The sequence below is a fragment of the Pseudomonas grimontii genome (assembly GCF_007858185.1).
Taxonomy (GTDB): domain Bacteria; phylum Pseudomonadota; class Gammaproteobacteria; order Pseudomonadales; family Pseudomonadaceae; genus Aquipseudomonas; species Aquipseudomonas grimontii.
Genome location: NZ_VFES01000019.1, coordinates 100,655 through 114,741, shown reverse-complemented (window position 1 = coordinate 114,741; position 14,087 = coordinate 100,655). Strand labels below are relative to the sequence as shown.

Here is a 14,087-nt window from a genome sequence, read left to right as displayed (position 1 = left end):
CGTTGCTGCGCGCGCTGGAAGCGGCGCGGCAAACCCTGTCCAACGACCGCCTGAGCCAGTGCGTCAACGATGCCACGGCCAAGGTGCGCGAAGGCGTCAACCTGGCCCCGGCACTGGCGGTGGAAAAAGTCTTCCCGCCGGTGCTGATCCACCTGATCGCCAGCGGCGAAAAAACCGGCTCGCTGCCACCGATGCTGGAGCGGGCGGCGCAGACCCTGTCGCGGGACATCGAACGGCGTGCCATGGGCATGACCGCACTGCTGGAACCGCTGATGATTGTGGTGATGGGCGCGGTGGTGCTGGTGATCGTGCTGGCGGTGCTGTTGCCGATCATCGAGATCAACCAGCTGGTGCAGTAGCTGCACAAAAAAGCCCTCGTCACCGAGGGCTTCTCATTTCACGGGTGACCGTGCTGCTTAGAGCTTACCGGCGCCGGCCTTGGCCTTGACGTCGGCGGCGACCTTATCGGCGGCCAGCGGGGTGTAGCTGTATGGCGGAGTCCAGCCGATGCTCGTGCTCCACGGGCAGCTCAATGCGCTGCCGTTGAGGGTCGAACCGGTGTCACGGTAGACGCTGCCACCGTAATCGCCGGCGATCTTGTCGCAACCGCTGATACCGCTGATCTCGAAGGCATTGCGCTCGGAGAAGATCTTCGAGTTCTTGCCCACGCCATGGGCGTACGAGAACGGGTACACCTTATGGCTGGTGCTGCCCACGTGGTAGTTGTTGTACAGATGCACCTGGCCGAAGCGCACGCGTGGCGCACGGGCAGAGATGTTCTCGAACAGGGTATTGTGGATGGTGACCTTGAGCTTGCCGTCATCGGTGGTGCGGCTGTCGCTGGAACCGATCAGGTTGTTCTTCTCGTGCGACTTGAACGCCGAGTACGAGATGGTCACGTAGTTGGCGCCGTTTTTAACATCCAGCGCGCCGTCGTGATGCTGCTTCGGACGGCCGTTGGCGCTGCCGTTCTGGTCATCGGTACGGCGGCCATCGGTGAAGGTCACGTGATCGACCCACACGTTGTTGGCACCTTCGATGGTCAGGCCGTCGTATTCCGAGTTCCAGTTGCCGGCGCTGCCGTCTGTAGGGTCCCACTTCGGCTCGGGATCCCAAGGGTTTTCGATGGTGATGTTGCGGATGATGACGTCGTTTTCCTTGGCATAGAAGAAACCCTCGCGGATTTCAGCATTGCTGGTGGTACCGACGATGGTGGTCTTGCCAGGAATATCCAGGCGACCGCGGACCTTCATATCGGCAGTCGTCGTATAAGCCTTGCCTTCGCTGATATCGATGATGCCGGTGATTTTGATGATGCGGCCGTTGGTGCCCACCGAAGCCTTCAGTGCAGTTTTCAGCTCAGCCGCGTTTTTCGCCGTGTAGATATTATTCGCCGCGGCTCGCGAGCCGCCCTTGGTGCCGCCGTTTTGAGTGGCCCAGCCGGTGGTGGCTGAATCCAGCCAAATATCCGCGGCATGCGCAGGAACGCTGGACAGCAGCAGGGCACCGATAACGGCACTGGCCAGTTTGGAGGCAGTGAAGGTTGAGGGGTTTGTCATGAGTAATCAGATCCTTGATTAACTTGAGTGTTTAAACGCGCACAGGCATGCGCGTTTCTCGAGCGGACGTCCTTGCCACTGGTGCAGCGAATCGAACGTCCGCTGCATGAGAAATACTATCATATGGAATTGGCGTTGTCGTACAACTGATTGGGCTATGGCGTTGTTTCTTTTGCAGATCGAGAAGCCTTGGGTCTGGCGAAAGAGCGGCATCCGCAAAGCGGCCTCCGAAGAGACCATCTGGAAACTGGAATGCTCCGGCACCGCCCACATCTTCAACCCGGCCTTGGACTCCCCCACCCAAAGGGAGCCCTGACTGGTTACATGTTTCGTTTGGATTTATCCCACAGTGTCTTGGCCTCAACTTCACACATGGGTATAACTTTGATGATTTTAATTATGGAGGGGTCCAAGATACACAAACTTATTTCATCGTCGTCGTTTTCTACTTCGTTTTTATAACTGATGGCTTTAAATCCATGTTTGATTAAAGTGCTTGATAGTGCAGTACGCTCATAAGCACGGTTGCTTTTGTTTTCTTTTTTTAAATCAATAAGTTGTTCATGGAGAGACTTTATATCCGCAACCACAGCCGCTGATATTTTATAGTCAACATCAGCGGTAACGATTTGATTTGCAATCGCTATTGGGCTCGGTGAGCCCGCGTCGGGAGTATGTAAAACGTCTTTTTTATCTAGGTCGATTTCCACCTCAATGATGAGAGGATTTCCGTCATGACCGTCTTTGTATTTTTTATTTGCGCAAACCATTTTTGCAGCGTTGAAGTCACCAAAGTGTGAAAGCGGCCAAAACGCGTTGATATCTGGCGTTCGTGTTCCGTGATACCAGACTTTGTCCAGTTTCATGTTGTTGCTCTCCGAAATCGCGAGGGCGATACATTAAAAAGTGAGTGTCAAACAATACATTATTTGCTGGCGGCTGTGGTTGCCTGATCGAGGGTTTGGTGGTGCAGACACCGCCTCAGTCGCTACCGGTGAGGACTTGCGGGGGGCGACCTCATCCTTGCGGATTCACAGCGATCAAATCAAAGATTACTAAATAAAAAGTTTTATTGACTAAAAAAATATTATCGGATAATTATTCCCCTGCATCTGCTCCCATGCAGAGTCATTTTTCAGGGTTATCCCGATGAGTCATACAATCCCGTCGTCACTGGCGACTCTTTACGTCGAGGCCAATGAGTCGTCCTTTGCACCCCGCGTGGCACCTGTGCTGATGCAGGGCTTCCCGGCCGAGCCGAAACACCGAGTAACGTGGCATAACTGGATGCGCGCGCCCTTCAGCCAGTGGGGGTTCCGTCATCTGGCGCAGCTGCGTCCCACGATTGATGTGGCGGCGGGTTCAAGGCCTGCCGGTCAGCTCAAGGAAGCGCCCAAAGCGCTGGATCGCCTGTATTTCGACAGCGAGTGTGGGCTGAGCATCAGCGTTATCGAACACCTTGTGGCCAGCCAGACCGATGCCTTTTTGGTGATGCAGGGCGACACGGTGTTGTTCGAGCGCTACTTCAACGGCCAACGTGCCTGTGACCGGCACATCATGTTCTCGGTGACCAAGTCGCTGGTCGGCACCCTCGGCGAGCAACTGGTTTCCAACGGCATGCTCAAGCCCGAGTTGCCCGCCGCGTACTACGTGCCTGAGCTGGTGGGCAGTGCGTTTGGCGATGCCACGGTGCGTCAGTTGTTCGATATGGCCGTGGGCATCGACTACAGCGAGGTGTATGACGATCCCAGCTCTGAGAGCTCGCAGTATGGTTACGCCTGCGGCTTTCAACCGACACCGGCGCAGTACGCCCAGTTCGACTCGCTTTACCAGTACTTGCCGTCTCTCAAGAAGCGCGGCAGCCACGGTGGTTTTTTCCATTACGTGACCGCAACCACCGAAGTGCTGGCATGGGTCATGGAACGTGCCTCGGGCAAGGCATGCAGTCAGATGCTGGAAGAAATCTGGGGGCGTTTGGGATGCGACCGCGACGGTTATTTCATGGCCGATCCCTGGGGGCGTAACGTTGCCGGGGCGGGCTTCAGTGCCACCTTGAGAGACATGGCACGCTTCGGCCGCTTGCTGGCGAACGACGGTCGCCAGGACGGCGTTGAGCTGCTGTCGCCCGGGACCTTGGCCCGTATTGCCGCCGGCGCTGATCCGTCGGTCTACGCGCAAAATGCCGAGTTCTCCAGCTGGACGCCGGGAGCGTCCTATCGCAGCCAGTGGTACGTGTTCAACGACCACAGCCAAGCCCTGATGGCCGGAGGGATTCACGGCCAGTACCTGTTCATCGACAAACCGTCCGGCGTGGTGATCGTCAAGCAATCGTCACTCACCGATGCGGTCAGCCCGTTCGATACCGACAGCGTGCGCATGCTGCGCGCGATCGCCGCGCACCTGAGTCACTGACCCACGCCAAAAAACAAGAGTCTTGCGTTCTATTCACCTGGCTTGCCCAGGTGTTGGCGGCGCCCTGCGTCGCCATTCACTGCCCTGTAACAACAATAATTCCACAGGAGCTTCTTATGGTTTTCACCAAGCGTTTTTCCCGAGCGCTGTTAGCGCTCGGCTTACCCTTGACCCCCCACGTCGCGCTGGCGGGCTACACCTTTGAGGACGGCAACCTCAAGGGTGAAGTCAATCTCACGGTGGGCGGGGCGACGCTGTTTACCCGTGGCGTCAACTTCGGCAGCGGCCAGGTCGATGCGCGCAGCGGAAAAAACGGCGGCGCCAGGATCAACTGGCAAGAGGTCTACGTAAAACCAGGGGTCAAACTCGAGTACGCGCTGCAACCGGATTTCAGCCTGCTGGCGGGCGGTTCCCTGGTGGCGGCGAGCACGTTCGGCGATGGCGATGCGGGTGGCTTCAGCCGCAGCTCCGACGGCAAGGTCGCAGCCGAAGAACTCTACGGCGGTTTTCGTGCCGGCGAGTGGAAGTTCACCGCCGGCCGCCAGAACTACATGATCGGTACGGGGTTCATCGTCATGGACGGTAACCTCGACCAGTACAAGGATGCCGCCTACTGGCTCGGCCCGCGAACCGCCTTCAAGGATTCGGCGATCCTGGCCTGGGATCATGGCGCGCTGAAGTCTCAGGCCTTCACCTTGCGCACTGATGATGACTTGGGCGATTTCCGCATGACCGGCGTCAACCTCGATTACAACCTCGATGACCAGGTGACGCTCGGGGCCATGGCCATGAAGGTCAATGCCCTTGGCCCCAGAGGCAGCACGCTCCCGCGCCGTCGGGACGGGATGCAGGTATACAACCTGCGGGCGCTCAACGCCAAGGTGCCCGGCGTACAGGCGCTGACGCTGAATGCCGAATACGCGCTGGAGCGTGGCAGCGGCGAGGGGGTCGATTACGATGCCAACGCCTGGTATGCCCAGGCTGACTATGCCTTCAGCACCTTGCCGCTGACACCGATCCTCGGCTACCGCTACGCGAGCTTTTCCGGCGACGACAACCTCACCGACAACCGGCAAAAAGCCTGGGACTCACTGAGTAAAGGCTTCGTCGACTGGGGCACGTGGCTGGTCGGGGATGTGGTCGGCAACTACCTGCTGTTCAACAGCAACGAAAACGTCCAGCAGTTCTCCCTCAAGACCCACCTCAACGAAACCCTGACCCTCGGCGCGATTCACTACCAGTTCTGGCTGGACGAGAAAAACTACATGGGCGCACCGGTCAGCGACCGGCGCTTTGCTGATGAAAGTGTGGTTTTCCTCGACTGGACACCCACGCCGTCGTTCTATACGTCGCTGTCCTACAACTGGGTCAAGCCACTGGCCGCCGCTAAACAGGTCTTCGGCGATGACCAGACGTTCAGTGCGCTGGAACTGTATTTCACCTATCGCTATTAAGTGCTGCGAGCCATCGCGGCCGCGCTGGAGTGTTTTGATCATGAACAGATTTTTGCGTAATACCTTGCTGGGCACTCTCGCCTCGTTGCTCATCAGTGGTTTTTGCCTGGCTGAAGAACGCACCGTACGGATCTACAACTGGATCGAATACCTGCCACCCGACGTGCTCAAGAGCTTCCAGGAAGAAACCGGCATTCGCCCGATTTATGATGTGTTCGACAGTGCCGAAACCATGGAGTCCAAGCTGCTGACGGGCAACTCCGGGTATGACGTGGTGTTCCCCGGCACCGCCAACCTGGGCCACCTGATCACGGCCGGTGCCGTGCAGCCGCTGGACCGCAAGCAGTTGCCGAACTGGCAGCACCTGGACCCGCAGTTCATGCAATCGCTGGAAGCCGTGGGTGACACCGGCAATCGCTACGCCGCGCCTTACCTGTGGGGCACCACATTGATCGGCTACAACGTCGACAATGTGCGCAAAGCCCTCGGCCCCGACGTGCAGATGAACAGCTGGGACATCATCTTCAAGGAAGAAAACCTCGCCAAGCTCGCCAGCTGCGGGGTCGGCTTCCTCGACGCCGGCAACGAGATCCTGCCGATTGCCTTGCACTACAAGGGCCTCGACCCCAATAGCCAGAAGCGTGAGGACTATCCGCAGGCCCAGGCCTTGATGATGAAGATTCGCCCTTACATCACCTACTTCAATTCCTCGCGCTATGGCATGGACCTGGCCAACGGCGACATTTGCGTGGGTGTAGGCTGGTCCGGCGGTGTGGCGCTGGCCAAGCAATTGGCGGATGCCGCCGGCAAGGGCGTCAAGGTCGAGATGGCATTGCCCAGGGAAGGCGCGCCGATGTGGTCGGATGTGATGATGATCCCGGCCAAGGCACCTGATCTTGCCGAGGCCCATGCGTTCATCAATTACATCCTGCGCCCGGACGTAATTGCGCGCATCAGCAACAAGATCGGCTACCCCAACCCGAACAAGGACGCCACCGCGCTGGTGGACGCCAGCATCCGCAATAACCCCAACATGTATGTGCCGGAGGAAGCGCGCAAGACCCTGTTCGCCCTGGAGCCGATCCCGGCCGCTGTGGAGCGCATCCGTACCCGCACCTGGACGTCCATCAAGAGCAACCGCTGATCAGTGTGGCCCGGTGCGTGCGCGCCGGGCCCGACCCTGGAAGCTGTCAGGCCTGCATGCCGTAGAACAGCAGCTCGGTGATACGCCTGACCTGGGTGGAGTGCGCGTCGATATCCGGGTGTTCCTGGTTCACCAGCCTGAACAGTTGCAGGTGCGAATAGTCGTTCAGCAGGAACGCGGCCAATTCCACATCGAGTTGTGGGCGCAGCTTGCCGGCCCGTTGCAATTCCCGCAGCAGCTCGCTGATTTCCGCCCTGAGCGCATCGTTCATGGCCCGATAGCCAGCAGGCAGTTCATTGCTGCCGCCGAACAGGATCAGCGGCAGCAGTTCACGCCACAGGCTGGGGTGCATGACTTCCAGGGCATAGCCCGTGAGCAGGCGTTCCAGGTGGCAGAGCGCTTCGACCGGGTCGTCTATTTCGTGGATCAGGCTGCGGGTGTCGGTGATCGCGCGTTGATCGGCGTGGTGCAGGATTTCCAGGATGATTTCCTGCTTGTTGCCGAAGTACTTGAACACCGTCGGCGGCGACACTCCGGCCTGGCTGGCGATCTGTTCGATAGTGGTGTTCTGGAAACCCTGGCGTTCAAACAGTTCAATCGCGGCCTTGCTGATGGCTTGCCGGCGTTCGGCTTTTTGACGTTCACGCAGTCCGCTCACTGGAGATCCTTGTCACGAGTAAAAGAGGGGCGCTTGTCGCCCCGTACCCTTGCAAAATACTTAATTGGCTAAAGCTTTTAAAGCACTCATTACCATTCAAGGGATTTGCCGCTGATGCTTCTTCAACCGGTAGGCAAATTGAGCGCGGCTGAGCCCCACGAGCCTGGCGGCGGCGGCCAGGTTGCCGGCGTTTTGTTGCAGCGCTTCATTGATCAGGCGCGACTCCAGGCCTTCGATGGAAAAGCCCTGATCCAACTGGCCAAGGGTGTCCAGCAGTGCAGGGCGCGGCGCTGTTGTTGTCATCTGCGGCCCTGTGTTGGACAGGCTGCCATGGTCGTCCAGGCCATAGGGATCAGCAGGCATCGGCTCGTTGCGAAACAGGTGCACGAGGTCAATGGGTTGGCCTTCGTCACTGGCGATCAGGCCGCGTTCGATCAGGTTTTGCAACTCGCGCACATTGCCCGCGAAGTCATAGCGCAGCAAAACTTTCAGGGCGCGCATGGTCAGGCCTACCGGCGTTCGCGCGTATTCCTGGCAGAAGCGCGTGAGGAACGCATTGATCAGCAGTGGGATGTCGTCCCGGCGTTCGCGCAGCGGGGGCAGGGCGATGGGGTAGACATTCAGGCGGTAGAACAGGTCTTCACGAAAGTTGCCGTCAGCCACGGCTTTGCGCAGGTCGATATTGGTGGCGGCGACTACGCGCACATCCACCTTGATACCGCGCACCCCGCCGACCCGTTCGATTTCCCGTTCCTGCAAGGCTCGCAGCAATTTGCTTTGCCCGCCCAGGCTGAGGCTGGTGATTTCATCCAGAAACAGCGTGCCGGCCTGGGCCCGTTCGAAACGTCCAGGGCGCGAGTGCGTCGCGCCGGTATACGCGCCGCGTTCGACACCGAACAGTTCGGCCTCGATCAGGTTATCCGGAATGGCGGCGCAGTTGAGCGCCACGAACGGGCCGTCATGGCGGCGACTGAGCTGGTGCAACTGGCGCGCAAACATCTCCTTGCCGACCCCGGACTCGCCGCTGATCAACACCGTTGCCGGGGTCAGCGCGACCCGTTGCAGGGCTTGCATCGCCGCGTTGAACGCCGCACTGGCGCCCACCAACGGCTGGGGCTGGCTGATGCCGCCGCCGCTGCGCAGCGGATTGGCGAGCGTGGGGGCGGCAGGGTGGGTCACGGCTTGGGACACATTCAGGTAGCGCAGGTCCTGCTCGACGTCACCCCATTGTTCGGCGGTCTTGCCGACCACCTTACAGCTGCGATGGCCCATGCCCCGGCATTCGACTTCGCGGAAAATCACCATTTGCCCGAACAGGCCACTGACAAACCCGATGGCATAGCCGGTTTCAGTCCAGCACACCGGGTCCTGGCCAATGCCGTAGGCGCCCACATGTTCATCGGCTTCGCACGAGTGGTGCCAGAGGAACTCGCCTTCATAGAACCCTGAGTCGGCATCGAACTTGAAGTGCAGCGGTTCGACCTTGGCCATGCCTTCCAGGGTGTGCAGGTGGGTCCCGGCGCGAAACACGGCGGCGGCATCGGCCTGTGGCCAGCGCTCGCGTATCAACCGCGCATCCCGCGCGCCGGAGGCATAACCGGTGCGGGTGAACAGGCCACGCGCCTGCTCCAGCCCCAGGCGCGCGATGACCTCCCCGCGCAGGGCGCCGAACGACGAACTGTGCAGCAACACCATGCGTTGATCGTTGAGCCAGATACGCCCGTCTTCGGGCGAAAAGAACAGGCAGTCGGCCAGCTCCGCCGGCGTGGGTGAGCTGCTGTCGCTGAGTTGGCGACTGTCGCCGCGCGGATGGTAGGGCGCGATGGTCACCCGGTCGTCGGGCAGCGCGCTGTGGGGATTAGTCATTGTTATGCCCCTGCAAAGCGAGTGATCGATATGAGTAACTGCTCAGATAGTTATTAAACATAACCTTATCAATTGAACAAGTGGCAGCGCTCCGGTTTTTGCAGGTGATCGGCGGGTGAGGCATGAGCGGCGCGTGGCAGGCCCCGTCCCAAAGCCCTCGACGCTTTATGTCGGCGCCGTTGCGTACAAGCGGCACAGCCTTTGCTCAAGGCTTGATGCGGCGTTTGCACCCTGTGCAGGCGAAGACAATTACAAGAACCGGGAGTTGCCATGTCAGTGTCTGAAACCACCCACTTTCTACAGCGGGCCATTGAGTCCGAATGCCTGTTCAACGGCGATTGGATACCCGCCTCGGGTTCCGTGATCGCGGTGATCGAACCCGCCACCGGCGAACCCCTGATGCGCTGCGCCATGGCCAACCCGGCCGATATCGCCGTCGCCTGCCGCAGCGCGGCCCTGGCGCAGCCGGCCTGGGCTGCACTCGGCCCACGGGAGCGCGCCGAGGTGTTTCGCAAGGCGGCGGACCTGGCCCAGCAGTCCTTTGCCGAACTGGCGCTGTACGTCGCGCGGGAAACCGGCGGCGCGTTGTTCAAGGGCGAACACGAAGTACGCGAAGCGATTGTGCTGCTGCATCAGGCGGCGGGGCTGTTGTCCCAACCTCACGGAGTGGTACTGCCCAGTGAAGCAGGGCGCCTGTCCTATGCCCGGCGTCAGCCCCATGGCGTGGTCGGGGTGATTTCACCGTTCAATTTTCCGCTGGTGCTGTCGCTGCGTTCGGTGGCCCCGGCGCTGGCGGCGGGCAATGCGGTGGTGCTCAAGCCCGACCCGCAGACCCCGGTCAGCGGTGGTTTTCTCATCGCCCGGCTGTTCGAGGAAGCGGGCTTGCCCAAGGGCCTGCTGCAGGTGTTGCCCGGTGCCGCGCCAGCGGGTGAGGCGCTGTGCCGCGATCCGAATGTGCGGATGATCGCGTTCACCGGCTCCACGGCGGCGGGGCGCAAAGTCGCCGAAGTGGCCGGACGACACCTGAAAAAAGTCGCGCTGGAACTGGGCGGCAAAAACCCGCTGATCATTCTCGAAGACGCCGACCTCGACCTGGCCGCGAGCAATGCCGCCTGGGGCGCCTGGCTGCACCAGGGGCAAATCTGCATGGCGACCGGCTTGATCCTCGCCCATGAATCCATCGCCGAACGCCTCACGCGCAAGTTGGTGGACAAGGCCCGTGCGCTCACGGTCGGCAATGCCGCCCGTGGTGAAGCAGCGCTCGGCCCGTTGATCAACCAACGGCAATTGCAGCGCGTGCACGAGATCGTCAGCGACAGCCTGCACGCGGGCGCGCGGTTGGAGGCGGGCGGCGACTATGACCGCTTGTTCTACCAGCCCACTGTGCTCAGTGGCGTGCGTCCGGGTATGCGCGCGTTTGAGGATGAAATCTTCGGCCCGGTGGCCACGGTGGTCAGTTTTGCCACGGACGAGGAGGCCATCGAACTGGCCAACCGCACCGAGTACGGCCTCTCGGCCGCCATCATCTCTCCATCGGTCGGGCGCGCCATGGCCATCGGCGAGCGCCTTGATTGCGGCCTGCTGCACATCAACGACCAGACCGTGGCCGACGAATGCATCAACCCGTTCGGCGGGCGCGGCGCTTCCGGTAATGGCGGCAGCGTGGGCGGGCCGGCCGACTGGGACGAGTACAGCCAGTGGCAGTGGGTCACGGTGAAAAATACCCCGCCCAGCTATCCATTCTGAGCCCTGGCTCATCGGTTTGATCCACCCATGCCTATACAAAAATAAGAGGGCTTGAACATGAACCTGCACAACAAAACCTTGATCGTCACTGGCGTCGCTTCCGGCATTGGCGCTGAACTGGCGCGGCTCGCGCGGTTCCAGGGCGCTACGGTGATCGGCGTTGATCGCCATGAACCGCAACTGACCCTGGATGGCTTTTTCCAGGCTGACCTGGGCGATCCTGCCAGCATCGATGCCTTGGTGGCGCGCCTGCCGGCGCGGGTCGATGGGCTGTGCAACATTGCCGGCGTGCCCGGTACGGCGCCCGTGCCAGCGGTGGCCACGGTCAATTACCTGGGGTTGCGGCACCTGACTCAAGCGCTGCTGCCACGTATGTCGGCGGGCGGCAGCATCGTCAATGTTGCCTCGGTGCTCGGCGCGCAATGGCCGCAACGGCTGGAGCTGCACAAGGCTCTGGCCGCGACGCAAAGCTTCGAGGCCGGGCAGCAGTGGCTGGCGGCCAATCCGGTGGAGCAGGCCAGCTGTTATCAGTACTTCAAGGAAGCGCTCATTGTGTGGAGCTTCCAGCAATCCCAAGGCTGGTTTCGCGATCACTCGGTGCGCATCAACTGCGTCGCGCCAGGGCCGGTGTTCACGCCGATTCTCGGCGATTTCGTCAGCATGCTCGGGCCGGAGCGGGTGGCCGCGGACAGCCAGCGCATGACCCGTCCGGCCCTGGCCGATGAGGTGGCGGCGGTGATTGCCTTCCTCTGCTCGGACGCCGCGCGCTGGGTCAACGGGGTCAATCTGCCGGTGGACGGCGGGTTGGCGGCGACCTACATGTAGGGGTTGCAACAGCGATAAACCCCGGCGCGGATCCACCGTGCCGGGGGTCTTGAACAACAACAAAAATACAGGACATACAAGATGCTCAAGCCTATCTTGCGGGCGGTTGCGGCCACGACGTTTGTCGCACTGACATCGACTGCTTACGCTTATGATTTGCCCGGACTCAACCTCGGCAGCACCAGTTTCTACGACGGCTCACCGGCCCCGGCCGGCCCTGGCTGGTACCTGGAGGAATACCTGACGTACTCCCGGGCCAGCCGCTTCAATGATGCCAACGGCAACAAACTGGCGCTGCCCAAGCAGGACGTGGAAGTGGTGGCGCCTACCACGCAGATCATCTACCTCGGCCAACCTCTGGCCAACGGTGCGATGCCGGGGTTCACCCTGATCAACACCTCCCTGGCCCATGTGGATGTCGACGATGGGTTGAACAATGCGGCGCTGAGTTCTCGCGCCGGCTTTGGTGATGTGATTGTGGGGCCCTTCCTGCAACTGCCGACCCTGAGCCGCGCCGATGGCAGCCCACTGCTGACCCAACGTGTCGAAGTCGATATCTCGGTGCCGGTGGGTGCCTATGACCGCAAGCGCTCGATCAACCCCGGCAGCAACTTCTGGTCATTCAACCCATATTACGCGGCGACGTATTGGTTCAGCCCGAAGTGGTCGGCGAGTGGGCGTTTCATGTACCTGTGGAATGGCAAGAATGATGATCCGCAGGCCGGCTTTGGGGATGTATCCGATACCCAGGCCGGCCAGGCGTTGCATGCCAACCTGACGCTGCAATATGCCTTGAGCCAGCAACTGAGCGTGGGGGTCAACGGTTATTGGTTGAAGCAGATCACCGATACAAAGGTGGACGGGGATGCCGTGAGCGGGCGTCGGGAGAAGGTCTGGGCCATGGGCCCAGGCCTGGTCTATGCCTTCAGCAAGGAAGACGTGCTGTCGGTGAACGCTTACTTTGAGCAGCAAGCTGAGAACCGCACACAGGGCAACAAGCTGGTGCTCAACTGGCTGCACAAGTTCTAGGTGGTGCCTTACGCACCATGACGCTGATGATGGTCAGTGCGGCGATCACCACACCAGGGGCGGTCGCCAGCAGTACCCCGGCGGTGCCGGCGCCGGCGGCGAGCAGTTGCCCCGCCGCCAGTGGCCCGGCCACCGAGCCCAGGCGGCCAACAGCCACGGAGGCACCGACACCGGTGGCGCGTACCGAGGTTGGATACGAGGGCGGTGCCGAGGCGTACAGCACCAACTGCGCAGCCATGACAAACAGGCCGGCGGCAAAACCGGCAATGGCCATGGGCACGATGCCCACCGATAACCCGACCCCTGCCAACGCCGCCAGCAACCCGGCATACACCGACAGCACCACTTTGACGGCATTGCAGCGGTCCAGCAGCACGCCACCGAGCAGCGAACCGAGGGCGCCGCCGATATTGAAGAGCATCTGCACCATGCCCGCCTGGGGTTTGCTGAAGCCTTGTTCCAGCAACAGCGACGGCAGCCAGTTAAGCAGCATGTACATCACGGTCAGGGTGAAGAAGTAGCTGAGCCACAACGCCAGTGTGGTGCGCGCGCGACCTTCGCCGAACAGCGCCTGGCCGGTGGAAGGGCGGGCGGCGTGCGTGGTGTCGAGCTGTTGGCGAAAGGCGCTGGATTCAGGCAGCAGCAGGATCATCAACGGTACGGCCAGCAAGGGCGCCAGGCCGCCGATGATAAAGGTGGTCTGCCAGTGCTCACTGGAAAACATCGCCACCACTGCGGCCAATGCACCCCCCAGCGGCACCCCGCAGTACATCACGCTGATGGCCGTGCCACGGTTGCGTTCGCTCACCGCTTCGGCGCACAGCGCGATCAGGTTGGGCAGCGCAGCGCCCAGGCCCAGGCCGGTGAGAAAACGCACCAGCAACAGGCTTGAATAGCTGTCGACAAACGCGGTGCTCAGGGAAAACAGCCCGAACAGCAGCACGGCGCTCACCAGGATTTTCTTGCGCCCGATGCGGTCGGCGACCCAGCCGCCGAAGAACGCCCCCGGCAGCAGGCCGATGATGCCGACGCTGAACACCCAGCCGAGCATCTTCGGATCCAGGGCGAACGTTTGACGTAACCCAGCGGCGGCAGTGCCGGCGGCTTGCAGATCGAACCCCTCGATCAGCGCAACGATAAAGCACAACGCAATAGTCAGCGTCGAACGACGCGATGGACTGTCCATGGGCAAACCTCATTGTTGTTTTTGTTGTGGTGGCGAGCGCGAGTGGCTGCTGACGATTAAGATAACAAAGATAACTAAAAAATGAATCGTGGATTAAAAACATCTAAAAGACTGAATAAATTCACTGGATTCAAAAGGTTGCGATCTAGATCCATATACAACTAAAAAATAGATAGTTTTATTAATGTTCGATTATCGCTCAGTTGCG

Annotated in this window: 13 protein-coding genes; 8 read left to right on the top strand and 5 right to left on the bottom strand. The window is 60.6% G+C overall.

Annotated features, from left to right (window positions below):
* Positions 1 to 359 (top strand): type II secretion system F family protein (locus FIV39_RS25530; protein WP_186731560.1); only part of this gene is annotated, 359 nt, incomplete at its 5' end.
* 57 nt (positions 360 to 416) lie between these two features.
* Here the strand turns inward: FIV39_RS25530 and FIV39_RS25525 are convergent.
* Positions 417 to 1,559, bottom strand: a complete 1,143-nt coding sequence (locus tag FIV39_RS25525) for a pectate lyase family protein (protein WP_090402319.1) — start codon at positions 1,557 to 1,559, stop codon at positions 417 to 419.
* 157 nt (positions 1,560 to 1,716) lie between these two features.
* Between FIV39_RS25525 and FIV39_RS33135 the strand changes: the two genes are divergently transcribed.
* Positions 1,717 to 1,875, top strand: a complete 159-nt coding sequence (locus FIV39_RS33135) for a hypothetical protein (RefSeq protein WP_159440119.1) — start codon at positions 1,717 to 1,719, stop codon at positions 1,873 to 1,875.
* 4 nt (positions 1,876 to 1,879) lie between these two features.
* On the opposite strand, the gene FIV39_RS25520 is transcribed toward FIV39_RS33135, so the two are convergent.
* Positions 1,880 to 2,425 (bottom strand): hypothetical protein, encoded by a 546-nt coding sequence (locus FIV39_RS25520; RefSeq protein WP_090402321.1) that lies wholly within the window; start codon positions 2,423 to 2,425, stop codon positions 1,880 to 1,882.
* Between the two features lie 283 nt (positions 2,426 to 2,708).
* Here FIV39_RS25520 and FIV39_RS25515 point away from each other — a divergent pair, with 283 nt between their 5' ends.
* The 3 genes from FIV39_RS25515 to FIV39_RS25505 all read left to right on the top strand — a co-directional run bounded on the left by FIV39_RS25515 (position 2,709) and on the right by FIV39_RS25505 (position 6,569).
* Complete coding sequence (locus FIV39_RS25515) at positions 2,709 to 3,971, top strand: serine hydrolase domain-containing protein (RefSeq protein ID WP_090402323.1); 1,263 nt, start codon at positions 2,709 to 2,711, stop codon at positions 3,969 to 3,971.
* A gap of 116 nt (positions 3,972 to 4,087) precedes the next feature.
* Complete coding sequence (locus tag FIV39_RS25510; RefSeq protein WP_090402325.1) at positions 4,088 to 5,425, top strand: alginate export family protein; 1,338 nt, start codon at positions 4,088 to 4,090, stop codon at positions 5,423 to 5,425.
* A 40-nt stretch (positions 5,426 to 5,465) separates the two neighbouring features.
* Positions 5,466 to 6,569, top strand: a complete 1,104-nt coding sequence (locus tag FIV39_RS25505) for a polyamine ABC transporter substrate-binding protein (RefSeq protein WP_090402327.1) — start codon at positions 5,466 to 5,468, stop codon at positions 6,567 to 6,569.
* 46 nt (positions 6,570 to 6,615) lie between these two features.
* Here FIV39_RS25505 and FIV39_RS25500 read toward each other — a convergent pair whose 3' ends face one another.
* Both FIV39_RS25500 and FIV39_RS25495 read right to left on the bottom strand, forming a co-directional pair.
* The gene (locus FIV39_RS25500) at positions 6,616 to 7,227 is read right to left on the bottom strand and encodes a TetR/AcrR family transcriptional regulator (protein WP_090402329.1); all 612 of its coding nucleotides are present in this window, start codon (positions 7,225 to 7,227) and stop codon (positions 6,616 to 6,618) included.
* 96 nt (positions 7,228 to 7,323) lie between these two features.
* Positions 7,324 to 9,093, bottom strand: a complete 1,770-nt coding sequence (locus FIV39_RS25495) for a sigma-54-dependent Fis family transcriptional regulator (protein ID WP_090402331.1) — start codon at positions 9,091 to 9,093, stop codon at positions 7,324 to 7,326.
* Positions 9,094 to 9,363: 270 nt separating this feature from the next.
* Between FIV39_RS25495 and FIV39_RS25490 the strand changes: the two genes are divergently transcribed.
* From FIV39_RS25490 to FIV39_RS25480, 3 genes are all read left to right on the top strand, one after another.
* Positions 9,364 to 10,839, top strand: a complete 1,476-nt coding sequence (locus FIV39_RS25490; protein WP_090402333.1) for a benzaldehyde dehydrogenase — start codon at positions 9,364 to 9,366, stop codon at positions 10,837 to 10,839.
* A gap of 57 nt (positions 10,840 to 10,896) precedes the next feature.
* Complete coding sequence (locus FIV39_RS25485; RefSeq protein ID WP_090402335.1) at positions 10,897 to 11,664, top strand: coniferyl-alcohol dehydrogenase; 768 nt, start codon at positions 10,897 to 10,899, stop codon at positions 11,662 to 11,664.
* Between the two features lie 81 nt (positions 11,665 to 11,745).
* Positions 11,746 to 12,693, top strand: a complete 948-nt coding sequence (locus FIV39_RS25480; RefSeq protein WP_090402337.1) for a SphA family protein — start codon at positions 11,746 to 11,748, stop codon at positions 12,691 to 12,693.
* On the opposite strand, the gene mhpT is transcribed toward FIV39_RS25480, so the two are convergent.
* Complete coding sequence (gene mhpT, locus FIV39_RS25475) at positions 12,671 to 13,879, bottom strand: 3-(3-hydroxy-phenyl)propionate transporter MhpT (RefSeq protein WP_090402339.1); 1,209 nt, start codon at positions 13,877 to 13,879, stop codon at positions 12,671 to 12,673. The genes FIV39_RS25480 and mhpT overlap by 23 nt on opposite strands.
* Positions 13,880 to 14,087 lie beyond the last annotated feature (208 nt).